The 16446-nt window shown below is 73.1% G+C and carries 15 protein-coding genes; 10 read left to right on the top strand and 5 right to left on the bottom strand.

What is annotated here, in order from left to right; genetic code table 11:
* Positions 1-15: 15 nt before the first annotated feature.
* The 5 genes from ACPA54_RS23100 to ACPA54_RS23080 form a co-directional block, all read right to left on the bottom strand.
* Positions 16-1290 carry an ABC transporter ATP-binding protein gene (locus ACPA54_RS23100; protein ID WP_423532652.1) on the bottom strand — a complete coding sequence of 425 codons (1275 nt, stop codon included), beginning with the start codon at positions 1288-1290 and terminating at the stop codon, positions 16-18.
* Positions 1291-1537: 247 nt separating this feature from the next.
* The gene (locus ACPA54_RS23095; protein ID WP_423532650.1) at positions 1538-2548 is read right to left on the bottom strand and encodes an aldo/keto reductase; all 1011 of its coding nucleotides are present in this window, start codon (positions 2546-2548) and stop codon (positions 1538-1540) included.
* Positions 2523-3011, bottom strand: coding sequence for a MerR family transcriptional regulator (locus tag ACPA54_RS23090; protein ID WP_345673317.1), 489 nt, complete (start codon positions 3009-3011; stop codon positions 2523-2525). The genes ACPA54_RS23095 and ACPA54_RS23090 overlap by 26 nt, the downstream gene beginning before the upstream one ends.
* A 77-nt stretch (positions 3012-3088) precedes the next feature.
* On the bottom strand, positions 3089-4342 hold the full coding sequence (locus ACPA54_RS23085; RefSeq protein ID WP_423532648.1) for a saccharopine dehydrogenase family protein: 1254 nt from the start codon (positions 4340-4342) through the stop codon (positions 3089-3091).
* A gap of 105 nt (positions 4343-4447) precedes the next feature.
* Positions 4448-5176 (bottom strand): pirin family protein, encoded by a 729-nt coding sequence (locus tag ACPA54_RS23080; protein ID WP_423532646.1) that lies wholly within the window; start codon positions 5174-5176, stop codon positions 4448-4450.
* A gap of 258 nt (positions 5177-5434) precedes the next feature.
* On the opposite strand from ACPA54_RS23080, the gene ACPA54_RS23075 reads away from it, so the two are divergent.
* The 10 genes from ACPA54_RS23075 (at position 5435) to ACPA54_RS23030 (ending at position 16370) form a co-directional block, all read left to right on the top strand.
* Positions 5435-6370: an ABC transporter substrate-binding protein gene (locus ACPA54_RS23075; protein ID WP_423532644.1), complete on the top strand. Its 936-nt coding sequence runs from the start codon at positions 5435-5437 to the stop codon at positions 6368-6370.
* Positions 6367-7446: a FecCD family ABC transporter permease gene (locus tag ACPA54_RS23070; protein ID WP_423532642.1), complete on the top strand. Its 1080-nt coding sequence runs from the start codon at positions 6367-6369 to the stop codon at positions 7444-7446. Before ACPA54_RS23075 ends, ACPA54_RS23070 begins: the two co-directional genes overlap by 4 nt.
* The gene (locus tag ACPA54_RS23065) at positions 7443-8330 is read left to right on the top strand and encodes an ABC transporter ATP-binding protein (protein WP_423532640.1); all 888 of its coding nucleotides are present in this window, start codon (positions 7443-7445) and stop codon (positions 8328-8330) included. The genes ACPA54_RS23070 and ACPA54_RS23065 overlap by 4 nt, the downstream gene beginning before the upstream one ends.
* Positions 8331-8649: 319 nt before the next feature.
* Complete coding sequence (locus tag ACPA54_RS23060; protein WP_423532638.1) at positions 8650-9546, top strand: adenosylcobinamide amidohydrolase; 897 nt, start codon at positions 8650-8652, stop codon at positions 9544-9546.
* Positions 9547-9680: 134 nt separating this feature from the next.
* Positions 9681-10814: a PucR family transcriptional regulator gene (locus tag ACPA54_RS23055; protein WP_423532690.1), complete on the top strand. Its 1134-nt coding sequence runs from the start codon at positions 9681-9683 to the stop codon at positions 10812-10814.
* A gap of 90 nt (positions 10815-10904) precedes the next feature.
* A complete protein-coding gene (locus ACPA54_RS23050; protein WP_423532636.1) occupies positions 10905-12086 on the top strand; it encodes an acyltransferase domain-containing protein in 1182 nt (393 codons plus the stop codon).
* Between the two features lie 46 nt (positions 12087-12132).
* Positions 12133-13146 carry a beta-ketoacyl-ACP synthase III gene (locus ACPA54_RS23045; protein WP_423532634.1) on the top strand — a complete coding sequence of 338 codons (1014 nt, stop codon included), beginning with the start codon at positions 12133-12135 and terminating at the stop codon, positions 13144-13146.
* A gap of 112 nt (positions 13147-13258) precedes the next feature.
* Positions 13259-13510 carry an acyl carrier protein gene (locus ACPA54_RS23040; protein ID WP_423532632.1) on the top strand — a complete coding sequence of 84 codons (252 nt, stop codon included), beginning with the start codon at positions 13259-13261 and terminating at the stop codon, positions 13508-13510.
* A 105-nt stretch (positions 13511-13615) separates the two neighbouring features.
* A complete protein-coding gene (fabF, locus tag ACPA54_RS23035; RefSeq protein WP_345673308.1) occupies positions 13616-14914 on the top strand; it encodes a beta-ketoacyl-ACP synthase II in 1299 nt (432 codons plus the stop codon).
* A 28-nt stretch (positions 14915-14942) separates the two neighbouring features.
* Entirely contained in the window at positions 14943-16370 is a 1428-nt protein-coding gene (locus ACPA54_RS23030) for an acyl-CoA carboxylase subunit beta (protein ID WP_479729426.1), read from the top strand.
* Positions 16371-16446: the final 76 nt, after the last annotated feature.

Here is a 16446-nt window from a genome sequence, read left to right as displayed (position 1 = left end):
CGAAGTAGCCGCGCTTCACTTGCCGGTCGGGTCGGTCGGGTCGGTCGGGTCGCCTGGGCCGGTCGGCCCGTTCCGGTCGGTCGGGCCGCCCGGGGCGGCGTCGCGGACGGACAGCCCCGTGTCCGGGTCGAAGAAGTGCAGGCGGTCGGTGGCCACCCGCAGCCGGGTGCCTTCGCCTTCCCGGACCGCGGTGCGCGGGCCGAGCCGGGCGACCAGTTCGGAGCTGCCGGTGGCCGGGTCCGGGACCTGGTCGTCGGCGCCCGCGTCCGCGGCGAGTTCGTGGACCTCCGCGGTGACCGCGGGCGGCGCGTCGATCCGCACGTGCGCGTGCACCTCGGAGCCCATCGACTCGACGAGGTCGGTATCGGCGCGCAGCACCGTCCCGTCCGGGACCTCGCCGGACACCTCGCCGAGGTCCTCGGGACGGATCCCGACGATGACCCGGCGGCCCGCATAGCCGCGCAGCGCCGGGCGGTCGACGAGGACCTGCGCCGGCACGGTCAGCCGCTGCGAGCCCAGCCGCACCCGCAACTCGCCGCCTTCTTCCTCGAGTTCACCGGTGACCACGTTCATCGCCGGGGACCCGATGAAGCCCGCGACGAACAGGTTCACCGGCCGGTCGTACAGCTCCTGCGGCGGCGCGACCTGCTGGAGTACGCCCTTCCGCATCACCGCGACCCGGTCGCCGAGAGTCATCGCCTCGACCTGGTCGTGGGTCACATACAGCGTTGTGACGCCCAGATCCCGGGTCAGCCGGGCGATCTGGGCGCGCATCTGGACGCGGAGCTTGGCGTCGAGGTTGGAGAGCGGCTCGTCCATGAGGAACGCCTGCGGTTCGCGGACGATCGCCCGGCCCATCGCGACGCGCTGCCGCTGGCCTCCGGACAGCTGGCGCGGCTTCCGCCCCAGGTGCTCTTCCAGGCCGAGGGTGCGTGCGGCCTCGCGGACCCGCTTGTCGATCTCGGCCTTCGGCAGCTTGCGCAGTTTCAGCCCGAAGCCGATGTTGTCGCGCACGTTGAGGTGCGGGTAGAGCGCGTAGCTCTGGAACACCATCGCCACGTCGCGGTCGCGCGACGGCACCCGGTTCACGACGCGTTCGCCGATCCGGACGGTGCCCTCGCTGATGTCCTCGAGCCCGGCGACCATGCGCAGCGCGGTCGTCTTGCCGCACCCGGACGGGCCGACGAGGACGAGGAACTCGCCGTGTGCCACGGACAGGTCGAGGCCCTCGACGGCCCGGGTGCCGTCCGGATACACCTTGCCGACCCCGTCCAAAACCACGTCCGCCACAGGACCCCCAGTAGGTGGTTCCGACCGACTGCCGCCTACCGTTGCTACGCCTGGTCACACGGTGGTCACAAGCCCCGCTGAGGGGACCGAAGCCGATTCGTAATCTTGGCTTCACGCTATGTGATCATCGAGGCTACGCGCGTTGCGCTGCGTAGGCCGCCGGGCGATACGGGACGAAGTCGGCTGTGGCTGCCGCGGTTTCGGCCGGGGTCGGCCGCACGGCACGTCGCCGTGCAGGGAGAAACCGTCAGGCGCGGTCGTTGTGCGTAAGGGTCATTTCGGCATACCGGTCCCCGGCGACGCGGCCGGCGATCGGCTCCAGCGCGGCGATCTCGTCGGCGGTGAGGGCGAGGTCGGCCGCAGCGGCGTTCTCCGCGAGCCGGTCCGGGTTGGTGGTGCCGGGGATCGGCACGACGGGCAGGTGGTCGGCCTTGGTGCGGCTGTGCACCCACGCAAGGGCGACCTGCGCGGGCGTGGCACCGTGCGCGGCGGCGATGTTCCGCAGCGGGGCGAGGAGTTCCGCGTTGGCGCGGCCGTTCTCGCCGACGAACCGGGGCTGGTTGCGGCGGAAGTCGCCGTCGGGCAGGTCGTCGAAGCCCGCGAACTTGCCGCTGAGGAAGCCGCGGCCGAGCGGCGAGTAGGCGACCAGCGCGGCGCCGACCTCGCGCACCGCGGGCAGCACCGACGCCTCGATGTCGCGGGCGAACACCGACCACTCGGCCTGCACCGCGTGGATCGGGTGGACGGCCGCGGCGGCACGGATCTCCCCGGCGGTCACCTCGGACAGGCCGAGGTAGCGGACCTTGCCGGCCTTGACCAGCTCGGCCATCGCCCAGACGGTCTCCTCGATCGGCACGGTCGTGTCGCGGCGGTGCATGTAGTAGAGGTCGATGACGTCGGTGCCGAGCCGCTTGAGGCTCGCATCGCACGCGGCGCGGACGTACGCGGCGTCCCCGCGCACCCCGCGCTCGCCCTCGGCGGCGTCGCGGTCGACGCCGAACTTGGTGGCCAGCAGCGTCTTCTCCCGGCGGCCGGAGGAGCCGGCGAAGAAGGCGCCGAGGAGTTCCTCGTTGGCGCCGGAGCCGTACATGTCGGAGGTGTCGAAGTGGACGACACCCAGGTCGTGCGCGCGGGCGAGCGTCGCCAGGGAGCGGTCGCGCTCCGGCGCCGCGGCGGCGTAGAAGTCGCTCATGCCCATGCAGCCGAGGCCCTGGACGGAGGTGAGCGGGCCGTCAGTGCCCAGCGTCGTGGTTCGCATCGTCGTCAGCCATCCCGTCGTCCGCGGCGTCGTCGCGGAGCCGCGTGTAGAGGTCGATCTTGTAGTCGAGGGCGTGCAGGCAGGCGGTCAGCTCGGCGATCCGGTCGCGGACGTCGGCGCGGTGCGCGACCAGGACGTCGCGGCGTTCGTCGACCGTGGCGCCGCCCTCGCGGGCGAGTTCGGCGTACCGGATCATGTCGGCGACCGGCATTCCGGTGCTCCGGAGTTTCCCGACGAAGTCGAGGAACGCGAGGTCGTTGTCGCTGTAGAGCCGGCGGCCTGCCGTGCGGTATCCACTCCGCGGAGCTTCCCGGCCGACCTGCGGGAGCAGACCGATCCGTTCGTACCAGCGCAGGGTGTGCGCGGACAGCCCGGTGCGTTCGACGACCTCGCCGATCGGATACCGGCCGATCTCGGCGGCGGGGCCGGGATCGAGGACCGGAACCGGGTCGGCGGGGGACATCGGGCCTCCTGGGGAGCGGGCGGCCTGGTGGGCCGCGGCTACGACGCTAGAGAGTTGGAGTGCGCTCTAAGCAAGTGTCACGCGTCGGAGCCGCTCGCGGCCGCGGGGCCGGCGGCTCCGTCGGCTCCGTCGGCCTTGTGCTCCGTCGTGTCGGGTTCTTCGCCCGGGTGCCGGAACCCGATCCCGTTCCGCCGCAGCCGGCCGATCAGCGCGTCGCCCATCGCCACGGCGGTCGTGACCTGCCCGGACGTCTCCGGCAGATCGTCGAAGGCCAGGCACAGCGCGGACTCGGCGAGCATCTTGGCGGTCTCGGAGTAGCCCGGGTCGCCGCCCCGCACCTCGGTCACCACGCGCTCGCCGCCGCCCTCGCCCGTGAAGCGCGCGACGAACCACGCCTTGGCACGGCGCTCCTCGTTCGGGCCCTCGCCGGGCGCGAGCCGGGATTGCAGCAGCCGCCGGGCGGGGGGAATGTGCGCGAGCGCGACCAGACCGGCCAGACCTGCGGCCGAGCCGACGGCAACGGGCAGGCGGCGGACGCCCGCGTAGTGCGTGTAGGAGAACTCGGGTCCGTAGGCGTCGAGCGCGGCCGCGGACCTGCCGACGATCTGCGGGTCGATGGTCGGCAGCGGTACCAGCCACAGGCCCGTCGCCCGGTCCCGCCGCGGCTTCCCGTCGTTGAGCCGGATCCGGCGCCCCTCGGGGCGCGGCTCGTCCCGGTGCCGGGCCTTCGCCGCGTCGCGCGAGGCGCGCAGGCGCGACACCGCGTTCAGCGTGGAGGCGAACGTGCCGCCGGAGATCGTCCCGCCCGCGCGGACCACGCCCTCGACGCGGATCGGCACGTCGCGCGGCAGCCGCGCGACGGTCGCGTACACGCCCAGGTCGTGCGGGATCGCGTCGAACCCGCACGCGTGCACGAGCCGCGCGCCGGACTCGGCGGCTTCGGCGTGGTGGGCGACATACATGCGGTCGACGAACTCGGGCTCGCCCGCGAGGTCGAGGTAGTCCGTGCCCTGCTCCGCGCACGCCGCGACCAGCGGCGCGCCGTACTGCAGGTACGGCCCGACGGTTGTGATCAGCACCCGCGTCTCCGCCGCGAGCGCCCGCAGCGACGCCGGATCCGCGCTGTCGGCGGTGCGGATCGGCAGCTCGGCGCACGCGGGATCGATCGCCGCCAGCCGGTCGCGCAGCGCCGCGAGCTTCTTGTCGTCGCGCCCGGCGATCGCCCACCGGCAGCCCGCGGGCGCGTTCCGCGCGAGGTACTCCGCGGTCAGCGTGCCGGTGAAGCCGGTCGCGCCGTAGAGGGTCAGGTCGAGGGGGCGGTCGTGCGGCATCTGGGACTCCCGTCGCCGAGCGGTGTGGCAGGTCGCGTGAGCACGAGCCTGCCCGCCGAGCCGCGCTCCGTCGAGCCCGCGCGCCGACGCGCCCCGCCCCGGCCCTCACTGCACCGTGCTGTGCATCTCCCACACCAGCACCTCGGCGTCGCCCTCGGCCGTCACCCGCTGGCCTTCCGCGCCGGTGATCCGCACCGCGTCGCCTTCGACCAGCTGTCCAGCGCCTTCGAGCGCGACGTTGCCGCGCGCCACGAACAGGTGCGCATACGGCGCGGTCGGCAGCGCCACCGACTCCCCCGCCTTCAGCCGGGCCGCGTGCAGTGCCGCGTCCTTCTGGTGGATGCGGATCGCCGCCTCGTGCCCGGGACGCCCGGACGCGACCGGCACCAGGCCGCCGCGGTCGAGGTCCGCGGTCACGTCGAGCTGCTCGTAGCCGGGGGTGATCCCGGCCTCGTCCGGCAGCACCCACATCTGCACGAAGTGCACGGGTTCCGCGCTGCCCGCCGCATCGTTCTTCTCCGAGTGGAGGATGCCGCGGCCCGCGCTCATGCGCTGCGCGAGCCCGGGGTGGATGAGCCCGTTGTGGCCCGCCGAGTCCTGGTGCACGAGGGACCCGCCGAGCACCCACGTGACGATCTCCATGTCGCGGTGCGGGTGCGTGTCGAAGCCGGTGCCGGGCGCGACGACGTCGTCGTTGCTGACCAGCAGCAGCCCGAAGTGGGTGTTGCCCGGGTCGTAGTGGTGGCTGAACGAAAAGCTGTGGTGCGATTCCAACCAGCCGGCGGCGGTGTGGAACCGGTCGGCGGCACGGCGGACGTCGAGGTCGGCGGTCATGGCTTCCTCCCGGGGGCTCTCCCCGCAACCGTACGGCCCGGAACCGGTTGGTATCGTCCTGGATCCGGCGGGAAATTCCGCCGAGACGCAGTGTGCAGCGAAGTCCGGTGCGATTCCGGCGCTGTCCCGCAACTGACATGCCCCTCCGGGGGACGAGCCAGGTCGCCTCGCCTGCGTCGACGACATCTGCCCTCGTAGGAAGGGCGATCCGTCCACGGGTCCTGCGTCCCCCCTCCCGTGGGTGCCACAGGAGTCGCTGTGAAGCTCGCCACCGTGCTGCGGCCCGCCGCCGCGGTCGCCCTGGGCGCCCTGGTGCTCGCCGGGTGCTCGGATGACAAGAAGGACGACAAGAAGGACGCCGCCGCGCCCGCGGGCGCGTCCGCCGCCGCCCCCGCCGACGCGCCGAAGAAGATCGTGTCGCTGGCCCCGACCGCGACCGAGATGCTCTACGCGATAGGCGCCGGCAAGCAGGTCGTCGCCGTCGACGACCAGTCGAACTTCCCCGCCGACGCGCCCAAGACCGCGCTGTCCGGGTTCAAGCCGAACGTCGAGGCGATCACCAAGTACACGCCCGACCTGGTCGTCCTCACCAACGACACGGACGGCATCAAGGCCCAGCTCGAGAAGGTCAAGATCAAGGTCGTCGAGGTCCCCGCGGCCAAGACCTTCGACGAGATGTACGCGCAGTTCAACACCCTCGGCACCGCCACCGGCCACGCCAAGGAAGCCGCGGACCTCGCCGCGAAGACCAAGAAGGACATCGACGAGGTCGTCGCCAAGGCGCTCGCCGTCAAGCCGGCCAAGCCCCTCACGTACTTCCACGAGGTCGACAGCACCGGCTACAGCGCGACGTCGAAGACCTTCATCGGCCAGGTCTACAGCCTGTTCGCCATGCAGAACATCGCCGACCCCGCGGACAAGGACGGCTCCGGCTACCCGCAGGTCTCCACCGAGCACATCGTCGAGGCCAACCCGGACATGATCTTCCTGGCCGACACCAAGTGCTGCCAGCAGGACGCCGCCGCGGTCGCCAAGCGCCCGGGCTGGGACAAGACCAACGCGGTCAAGAACGGCAACGTCGTCAGCCTCGACGACGACCTCGCGTCGCGCTGGGGCCCGCGCGTCGTCGACCTGGTCAAGAGCGTCGCCGACGCCTACACCAAGGCGGTCGCGAAGGCCGGCGCGACCGGGTGATCCCGCTCCTCGCCCGACGGCTCCGGCCCGCCGCCGAACCGATCGCCCGGCACCGGCGCGCGCTGCCCTTCGCGGCGGCGTCGCTGCTGCTGGCCGGAGCCGTCGTGGCGGGGCTGCTGGTCGGCGCCGCGGACCTGCCCGCCCGCGGCGTGGTCCTCGCGCTGCTCGACAAGCTGCCGTTCGTCGACCTCGACCACGGGCTGACCCCCGTGCAGTACTCCGTGCTCATGGAGATCCGCCTGCCGCGCGTCCTCGGCGCGGTCGTGGTCGGCGGTCTGCTGTCCGTCGCGGGCGCGGGCTACCAAGGCGTGTTCCGCAACCCCATGGCCGACCCGTACCTGCTCGGCGCGGCCGCCGGGGCGGGCCTCGGCGCGACCCTCGTCATCGGCTACTCGAACGTCGAATCCGTCGGCGGCATCGGCGTGGTCCCGCTCGCCGCGTTCGTCGGCGCCATCGCCGGCGTGCTCATGGCGTACGCGCTCGGCGCGACCGCCGGGCACGTCGGCGGCACCACGACCCTCGTCCTCGCGGGCGTCGCGGTGTCCGCGTTCCTGTCCGCCGCCCAGACGTTCGTCCAGCAGTCCAAGGTCGAGGAACTGCGGCGCATCTACTCGTGGATCCTCGGCAGCCTCGCCGGGATCGGCTGGGACGAACTGCGGCTCGTCCTGCCGTACGCCCTGCTCAGCACTTTCGTGCTGCTCCTCCACGCGCGGCTGCTCGACGTCATGACGATCGGCGACGAAGAAGCCAAAGTCCTCGGCATCAACGCCGGACGCGTGCGGTTCATCGTGCTGCTCGCCGCGTCCCTCGCCACCGCCAGCGCGGTCGCGATCAGCGGCCTCATCGGATTCCTCGGCATCGTCATCCCGCACGCCGTCCGGCGCGTGGCCGGCGGCAGCTACCGGCTGATCCTGCCGCTGTCCGTCCTCGTCGGCGGCGCGTTCCTGGTCGTCGGCGACATCATCGCGCGCACCGCCACCGCCCCCGGCGAACTCCCCATCGGCGTCGTCACCGCCTTCATCGGCGCCCCGTTCTTCGTGGTGATCCTGCGCACCACCCGACGGGTGGACCTGTGACCGGGCTGCGCATCGCCGGACTCGACGTGGCCCGCGACCGCTGCCCCGTCCTGCACGGCATCGGCGCCGAGGTCGCCGACGGCGGCTGGCTCGCCGTCATCGGCCCCAACGGCGCGGGCAAGTCCACGCTGCTCAAGGCCGTCGCCGGCCTGCTGCCCTACCGCGGCGACGTCACCGTGGACGGCGTCCGGCTGCGCGACCTGCCCGCCCGCGAACTCGCCCGCACCATCGCCTACACCCCGCAGAACCCGGTCGTGCCGCCGCAGATGACCGTGCGCGAATACGTACTCCTCGGACGCACCCCGCACCTCGGCTACCTCGCCGTCCCGGGCCGCACCGACCGCGCCGTCGCCGACGCCGTCATCGACCGCCTCGACCTCGGCGCGCTCGCCGCCCGCGACGTCGCCCGCCTCTCCGGCGGCGAACGCCAACGCGTCGTCCTCGCCCGCGCGCTCGCCCAGCAGGCCCCGGTCCTCATGCTCGACGAGCCGACCACCGCCCTCGACCTCGGCCACCAGCAGCAAGTCCTCGAACTCGTCGACCGTCTCCGCCGCGACGACGGTCTGACGGTGATCACCACCCTGCACGACCTGGGCGTGGCCGCGCAGTACGCGGAACGCATGCTCCTCCTCGTGAACGGCCGCGCCGCCGCGTCCGGCACCGCGGCGGAAGTCCTGACCCGGGACACCATCGCCGAGCACTACCACGCGCACGTGGAGGTGGTGGTGGGACGGGACGGACGCCCCCGGGTGCACTTGGTCCGACCGGGTGAGGGCGCCTACGTGTCCGGGGGCTCCCAGCAGGCGTCGACGGGGAATCCCGCGCGGCAACGACAGGCACTCGCGCCCGAGACGGCAGCGCGGGCGGGGGAGGCACCCGCGTGACGGGCAAATCGGCCGCCCCTGGTCGATCGGCACGAGCGGACCGCGGACGGCGCGCGACAGGTGCCGGTGCCCGGGCACGGCAGCACGGACGGAGAGGGAGACCCATGACGGCAGAGCCCGCCGAGACGGACCCGCGGCGACGGCCGGCGCAGACCGAACCTGCCGACCGGCCCACGCCCCGCGAAACCGGGTCCGCAGGCCGGACACCGCAGGCACGGCTCGCCCGGCAGGGGTACCCCGACGCCCCCGGCGCGGCAGCCGCGGACATGCCGCGGGCCGAGCAGCGCGGCCCGCGGATGCGCACGGGGGAATCGACGCGATGACCGACGGCCCGATCGCCCCGCCCCGCATCGTCGTCCACGACGGCTGGCCGGCCCTCGTCTGGGAGCTGGGGCCCGGGTGGCGCGCCGTCTCGTCGGCGATCCTCGGCGGCGGGATCGGCGAGCGCGCGTGGGTCCTCAACGCGCAGGTGCGGCCCGGCTATTCGCGCATGGACCCGGTCGCGCACCTCGGCGAGATCGCCGCGCCGCTCGCGCTGCCGCCGGGTGCCGGCGTGGGCATGATGACCGCCGCACTCGTCGAGGAGTTCACCGCGGCGCACGACGGCGGCGTCGCCGCATGGGTGACGACCGGAATCGGCGTGCCGACGTGGGCGGCGGCTCCGGACCCCGTATCGGAGGCGGGCGACTCCCCCCACCGCGAAGAGGCCGGCCCCGCCCCCGCAGCGCCGCGCTCGGCGGGCGGCTCGGTGCCGGGCTCCGACACGGCACCCCGCGCATCGGTCCCGGCGCATGCCCGCGCGGATCCCGGCGGCCAGGCTCCTGACACCGTCCTGCCGTCTCCCACGCCCCCGGCTCCGGCCGCCGCGCCCCGGTCCTCCGCCCACGGGCGCCCCTCCCCGTTCCCCGCCCCCGGCACCATCAACATCCTCGCCGCCATCCCCGCACCCCTCTCCGACGCGGCCCTCGTCAACGCCGTCGCGACCGCCACCGAGGCCAAAGTGCAGGCACTGTTCGAGACCGGGTACGCCTGCACCGGCACCCCGTCCGACGCGGTCTGCCTGGTCGCGCGGGTCCCTCGTCCGGGCGACGAAGCCGAGCCCTTCGGCGGGCCGCGCTCGGTATGGGGAGCGCGGCTCGCCCGTGCCGTGCACGGGGCCTGCACGGAAGGGGCCCTCGCCGACCGCGTACGCCGGTCCGCCGCGAAGGGTTCATGATGGTCCCCGTGACCTCCCGATCTTCCGACGCCGATCCCGTCCACGGCACCGCCGGAGATCCGGCCCGGGACGACCCTCCCGGCCCCCCTCCGGAACCCGCCCGCGACGCCCGGCTGCGCGCCGCGACCGTGCGCATGCTGGAGAAATCCGCGGGCACCCTGGCCGGCGAGGCCGCCACGCGCATGGACGAGACCCTGCCCTGGTACCGCAACATGCCCGCGGAGAACCGGTCGTGGATCGGCCTCGTCGCGCAGGCCGGCATCGCCGCGTTCACCGAGTGGTTCCGCCACCCCGAGGCCCCCTACGCGGTCAGCGCCGACGTCTTCGGCACCGCGCCGCGCGAACTGACCCGCGCCGTCACCCTCCCCCAGACCGTCGAACTCGTCCGCGTCACCATCGAGGTCGTCGAAGCCCGCATCGAGGACCTCGCCGCGCCCGGCTACACCCAGGTCCTGCGCGAGGCGCTGCTGCTGTACTCGCGCGAAATCGCGTTCGCGACCGCGCAGGTCTACGCCCACGCCGCCGAGGCCCGCGGCGCCTGGGACGCCCGCCTCGAAGCGCTCGTCGTGCACTCCCTGCTCCGCGGCGAAGCCGACGAAGGCATCCTGTCGCGGGCCGCCGCCCTCGGCTGGGGCTCCCCGGACAACGTCATGGTCATCGTCGGCAACGCCCCCGACGCCGACACCCAGGCCGTCGTCGACAGCATCCACCGGGCCGGACGGCACGCGAAGCTCAACGTGCTCACCGGCGTGCAGGGCGAACGGCTCGTGGTGATCCTCGGCGGCGCCGAAGACCCCATCCGCGCCACCCGCTCGCTCATCGGCCAGTTCGGCCCCGGCCCCGTCGTGGTGGGGCCCACGGTGCCCGACTTGCTGGCCGCTGTAGGGTCGGCACAGTCCGCGACCACCGGCCACCGCGCGGCGGCCGCCTGGCCGGACGCCCCGCGCCCGGTCCTCGCCGACGACCTCCTCCCCGAACGCGCGTTGTCCGGCGACGACGAAGCACGTCGGCAGCTGGTGGAGGAGATCTACATACCGCTGCTCGCGGCCGGCTCCGCGCTGCTCGAAACGCTCTCGGTCTACCTGGAGCAGGCGGCGTCCCTGGAAGGCGCCGCACGGATGCTGTTCGTGCACCCCAATACCGTCCGCTACCGGCTCCGACGCGTCATGGACGTCACTGGCCTGGTGCCCACCGAGGCGCGTTCCGCGTTCACGCTCCAGGTGTCGCTGATCCTCGGGCGGCTCGCCACGGCGGACGGCAGTATTTAGATGCTTTGTAGGCACTCCACAAAACCGTCATCCGATCTTCGTCCGCGCCGATACGGGGTCCCCACCCCTGTCAGGCGAGAGGGTTGATGTGTGCTCGTTCTCGTCGCGCCCGGACAGGGTGCCCAGACTCCCGGCTTCCTCACGCCCTGGCTCGACGTGCCCGGCGTCGCGGACCGCCTCACGTGGTGGTCGGCGGTCACCGGCCTCGACCTGATCCACTACGGCACCAAGGCCGACGCCGAGACGATCCGGGACACCGCGATCGCCCAGCCGCTGCTGGTGGCGTCCGGCCTGGTCGCCGCCCTCGCGCTGTTCCCGCACCCGTCCGACGCGTACCGCGTCGTCGGCGGCGCGGCCGGACACAGCGTCGGCGAACTGACCGCCGCGGCCGGCACCGGCGTGATCACCGCCGAATCGGCGATGGTCCTCGTCCGCGAACGCGGCAAGGCGATGGCCGCCGCGGCCGCCGTCACCGAGACCGGCATGTCCGCGGTCCTCGGCGGCGACGCCGAAGCCGTCGTCGCGAAGATCACCGAGCACGGCCTGACCCCCGCCAACATGAACGGCGCCGGGCAGATCGTCGCCGCGGGCACGCTCCCGCAGCTGGAGGCCTTCGCCGCCGACCCGCCGGAGAAGGCCCGCGTCCGGCCACTCGCCGTCGCCGGCGCGTTCCACACCCACCACATGGCGCCCGCGGTCGACCGGCTCGCCGAGCTGGTGCCCGGCGTCACCGTGCGCGACCCGCGCACCCCGTACATCTCGAACACCGACGGCGCCGTGCTCCACGACGGCCGCGAGATCGTCAAGCGCCTGGTCAGCCAGGTCTCCCACCCGGTCCGCTGGGACCTGTGCATGGAGACCATGCGCGACCTGGGCGTCACCGCGATCATCGAGGTCCCCCCGGCCGGCACCCTCACCGGGCTCGCCAAGCGCGCGCTGCCCGGCGTCGAAACGCTCGCCCTCAAGACCCCCGACGACCTGGCCGCCGCCCGCGCCCTCGTGGAGAAGCACGGCACGCCCAGCGAGTTCGACGCGTCGCCGACCTGGCGCCTGGTCGTCGCCCCGTTCAAGGGCATCGTCAAGCAGTCCGCCGTCCGCGCCGGCGACACCCTGGCACCGGGTACCGAGGTCGCCGTGGTGGAATCGCACCGCGACCGGCAGCCCGTCACCGTCCCGCACGGCGGCACCGTCGTCGAATGGCTCGTCGAAGACGGCGACCCGGTCGCGCCCGGCATGCCGCTGCTGCGGATCCACCCGCAGGGCGCGGTGTGACCGCCATGCCGTCCAACCCCGCTTACGCCGACCCGGAGGCCCTCGCGTGACCGCACCCATCCGTCCGCCCGTCGGAGCTGCGCACGCCCGCATCTGGGGCGTCGGCGGCTACCGCCCGGTTCGCGTCGTCCCCAACTCGGAACTCGTCGACCGCATCGACTCGTCCGACGAGTGGATCCAGAGCCGCTCCGGCATCAAGACGCGCCGCTGGGCCAACGACGAAGAGACCGTCGCCGAAATGTCGCTCGCGGCGGCCGGCAAGGCCCTCGCGCACGCCGGCATCGCCGCCGACCAGATCGGCTGCGTCATCGTCTCGACCGTCACCCACCTCAAGCAGACCCCGTCGATCGCCACCGAGATCGCCTACAAGCTCGGCGCCGGCGGCGGCCGCGCCCCGGCATTCGACGTCTCCGCGGCCTGCGCCGGGTTCTGCTACGGCCTCACCCTCGCCAGCGACATGGTGCGCGGCGGCAGCGCCGAATACGTCCTCGTCATCGGCGTCGAGCGACTGTCCGACCTGACGAACCGCGACGACCGCGGCACCGCGTTCATCTTCGGCGACGGCGCCGGCGCGGTCGTCGTCGGACCGTCCGACACGCCCGGCATCGGCCCGGTCGTGTGGGGCTCCGACGGCTCCAAGGCCGACACCATCACGCAGACCGAAAGCTGGGAAGCGCTCCGCGGCGGCAACGCCGACGTGCCGTTCCCGACGCTGCGCATGGAAGGCCAGACGGTCTTCCGCTGGGCCGTGTGGGAAATGGCGAAGGTCTGCCAGCAGGCCCTCGACGCGGCCGGCGTGACGACCGAGGACCTGGACGCGTTCATCCCGCACCAGGCCAACATGCGCATCACCGACGCGATGATCAAGGCCCTCAAGCTGCCCGCCGAGGTGCCCGTCGCCCGCGACATCGCCGAGACCGGCAACACCTCGGCAGCGTCCATCCCGCTGGCCATGGAGCGCATGCTCGAAACCGGCGAGGCCACCAGCGGCGGCACCGCCCTGGTCATGGGCTTCGGGGCCGGTCTCGTCTACGCCGGCCAGGTCATTACGCTTCCGTAGTCCCCCGGGACGTCCCGGCCCGCCGGGTCTCACCGGGCAACTCCCGGCAATTCGCCGGAAATGCCCGGAACACCGTTTATTGATGGCACCACCAACGCATTCAAGGAGCACCATGGCAAGCCAGGAGGAGATCCTCGCGGGTCTCGCCGAGATCGTGAACGAGATCGCGGGCACCGAGGTCGACGACGTCCAGCTCGACAAGTCCTTCACCGAGGACCTCGACATCGACTCGCTCTCCATGGTCGAGGTCGTCGTCGCCGCCGAAGAGCGCTTCGACGTCAAGATCCCGGACGACGACGTCAAGGGCCTCCGCACCGTCGCCGACGCCGTCAACTACATCGCCGGCGCGCAGCCCGTCAAGTGACGGCGCCGGTTCGGGCCCCGGGGGAACACCGCGGGGCCCGAACCGACTTCCCCCCTCAGCATCACCCGTACCAACCCGTACCGAACCCGTGGGAGTGATCTACCCGTGAGCCCGACCAAGCGCACCGAGACCCCGCGCACCGTGGTCGTCACCGGTCTGGGCGCGACCACGCCGGTGGGCGGCGACGTGCCCTCCACCTGGTCCGCGCTGCTCGCCGGCAAATCCGGCATCCGCACGCTGACCGAGGAATGGGCCGCGGAGATCCCCGTGCAGTTCGCCGGCCGGGTCGCCGTCGAACCGCTCGACGTGATGCCGAAGGTGGAAGCCCGCAAGCTCGACCGCTCCGGCCAGTTCGCCATGATCGCGGCACGCGAGGCATGGGCGGACGCCGGCTACGCGGCGAAGAACCAGCCCGCCGAGGACGGCACCGGCCGGACCGTCGAGGAGACCCGCCTCGGTGTGGTCATCGCCTCCGGCATCGGCGGCGTCACCACCCTCCTCGACGCGTGGGACATCTTCAAGGAGAAGGGCCCGCGCCGCGTCGGCCCGCTCACCGTCCCGATGCTCATGCCCAACAGCCCGTCGGCCAACGTCGGCATCGAACTCCGCGCCCGCGCCGGTGTGCACACCCCGGTCAGCGCCTGCGCGTCCGGTGCCGAAGCGGTCGCCTACGCGCTGGAGATGATCCGCTCCGGCCGCGCCGACGTCGTGGTCTGCGGCGGCACCGAAGCCGCGATCCACCCGCTGCCGATGGCCGCGTTCGCCAACATGATGGCGATGTCGAAGCGCAACGACGAGCCGCAGCGCGCCTCGCGCCCGTACGACAAGTCCCGCGACGGCTTCGTCATGGGCGAAGGCGCCGGCGTGCTCGTGCTGGAGACCGCCGAGCACGCGGCCGCCCGCGGCGCCCGCGTCTACGCCGAGGTCGCCGGCGCCGGCATGACCTCGGACGGCCACCACATCGCGCAGCCCGAGCCGGAAGGCCGCGACATCGCCCGCGCCATGGCCCTCGCCATCGAGGACGCCGGTGCGGCCCCCGACCAGGTCGTGCACGTCAACGCGCACGGCACGTCGACCCCCGCGGGCGACATCACCGAACTCAAGGCCATCCGCCAGGTCCTCGGCGACGCCGCCGCGGACAAGGTGTGCGTCACCTCCACCAAGTCGATGACCGGCCACCTGCTCGGCGGCACCGGCGCCGTGGAGTCCGTCGCGACCGTGCTCGCGCTGTACCACCGCATGGCACCCCCCACCATCAACGTCGACGACCCGGACGACGACGTCTGCCTCGACATCGTCCGAAACGACCCGCGTCCGCTCCCCGACGGCGAAATCGTCGCGCTGAACGACTCGTTCGGGTTCGGCGGACACGACGTCGTCGTCGCCTTCCGCAGCGCGGGCTGACGCCCGCGGAGGGACGGAGCTTCCGCTCATGACCGTCATGGACAACCGGACGGCTGCCGCACCCGGCAAGCCGGACCGGGACAGCGACCCGCGCAATCCGCGGCTCCGCTTGCAGCGTCTCGTCGACGAGGGCAGCTACGAGGAGATCTCGGCCTACGACCGGTCCGGCATGCTCGCGTGCACCGGCACCGTCAACGGCGCCCGCGTCGTCGCCTACGCCTCCGACCCGACCGTCCAGGGCGGCGCCATGGGCGTCGACGGCTGCCAGGTCGTCGTGGACGCCTACCGGCGTGCCCTGGCCGACGGCTGCCCGATCATCGCGCTGTTCCACTCGGGCGGCGCGCGCCTCCAGGAAGGCGTCGCGTCGCTCGACGCGGTCGGCCGGATCTTCCACGCCATGACGCTCGCGTCCGGCAAGATCCCGCAGATCTCCGTCGTCCTCGGCGCCGCCGCCGGCGGCGCGGCCTACGGGCCCGCGCTGACCGACCTGGTCATCCTCGCCCCGGAAGGCCGCGTCTTCGTCACCGGGCCCGACGTCGTCCGCTCCGTCACCGGCGAGAACGTCGACGCGCTGCGGCTGGGCGGGCCCGAGCCGCACGGCCGGCGCAGCGGCGTCGTACACGTGGTCGCCGACTCCGAGCAGGACGCCCTCGACCGCGCCCGGCAGCTCGCCGACCTGCTCGCCAACCAGGGCGAGATCGACCCCGAGCGGGTGGACCGGCGCGAACTCGGCGCCTTGCTGCCCGAGTCGGCCAAACGGGCCTATGACGTGCACCCGGTCGTCGACGGACTCCTGGACGAGCCGGGGCTCGAACTGCACCCCAAGTGGGCGCCCAACATCACCACGACGCTCGGACGCCTCGGCGGCCGGACCGTGGGCCTGGTCGCCAACAACCCACTGCGGCTCGGCGGGTGCCTCGACTCCGCGTCGGCGGAGAAGGCGGCCCGCTTCGTGCGCATGTGCGACGCGTTCGGGGTGCCGCTTGTCGTGGTGGTCGACGTCCCCGGCTACCTGCCGGGCGTCGGACAGGAATGGGACGGCGTCGTGCGGCGCGGCGCCAAGCTGCTGCACGCGTTCGGCGAATGCGTGGTGCCGCGGGTGACGCTGGTGACCCGGAAGTCCTACGGCGGCGCCTACATCGCGATGAACGCGGCGTCACTGGGCGCCACCAAGGTCATCGCCTGGCCGACCGCCGAGGTCGCGGTCATGGGCGCGGTCGCCGCGATCCGGATCCTGCACCGCCGGCGGCTCGCCGAGGTCCCGGACGAGCTGAAGGCCCAGGTCGAGCTGGAACTGGCCGCCGAGCACGAGAAGGTCGCGGGCGGACTGGACCGGGCGCTGGAGATCGGCGTCGTGCACGAGGTGATCGACCCGGACGACAGCCGGATCGCCCTCGCGAAGGCCATCGCCGAGGCTCCGCAGCGCCGCGGAGCGCACGGCAACATCCCCCTGTAACGCGAACGCCGGTGGGGGGGGCCGCCCCCAAAGGCCCCCCCCCCCCCCGGGTAGGTGGAACCCCCCCACCCACACC

Origin of the sequence: Uniformispora flossi, from assembly GCF_049534875.1 — a bacterium.
GTDB lineage: Bacteria > Actinomycetota > Actinomycetes > Streptomycetales > Streptomycetaceae > Yinghuangia > Yinghuangia aomiensis.
The sequence above is the reverse complement of the archived record's forward strand: the minus strand, read 5'-3'. Positions and strand labels throughout refer to the sequence as shown.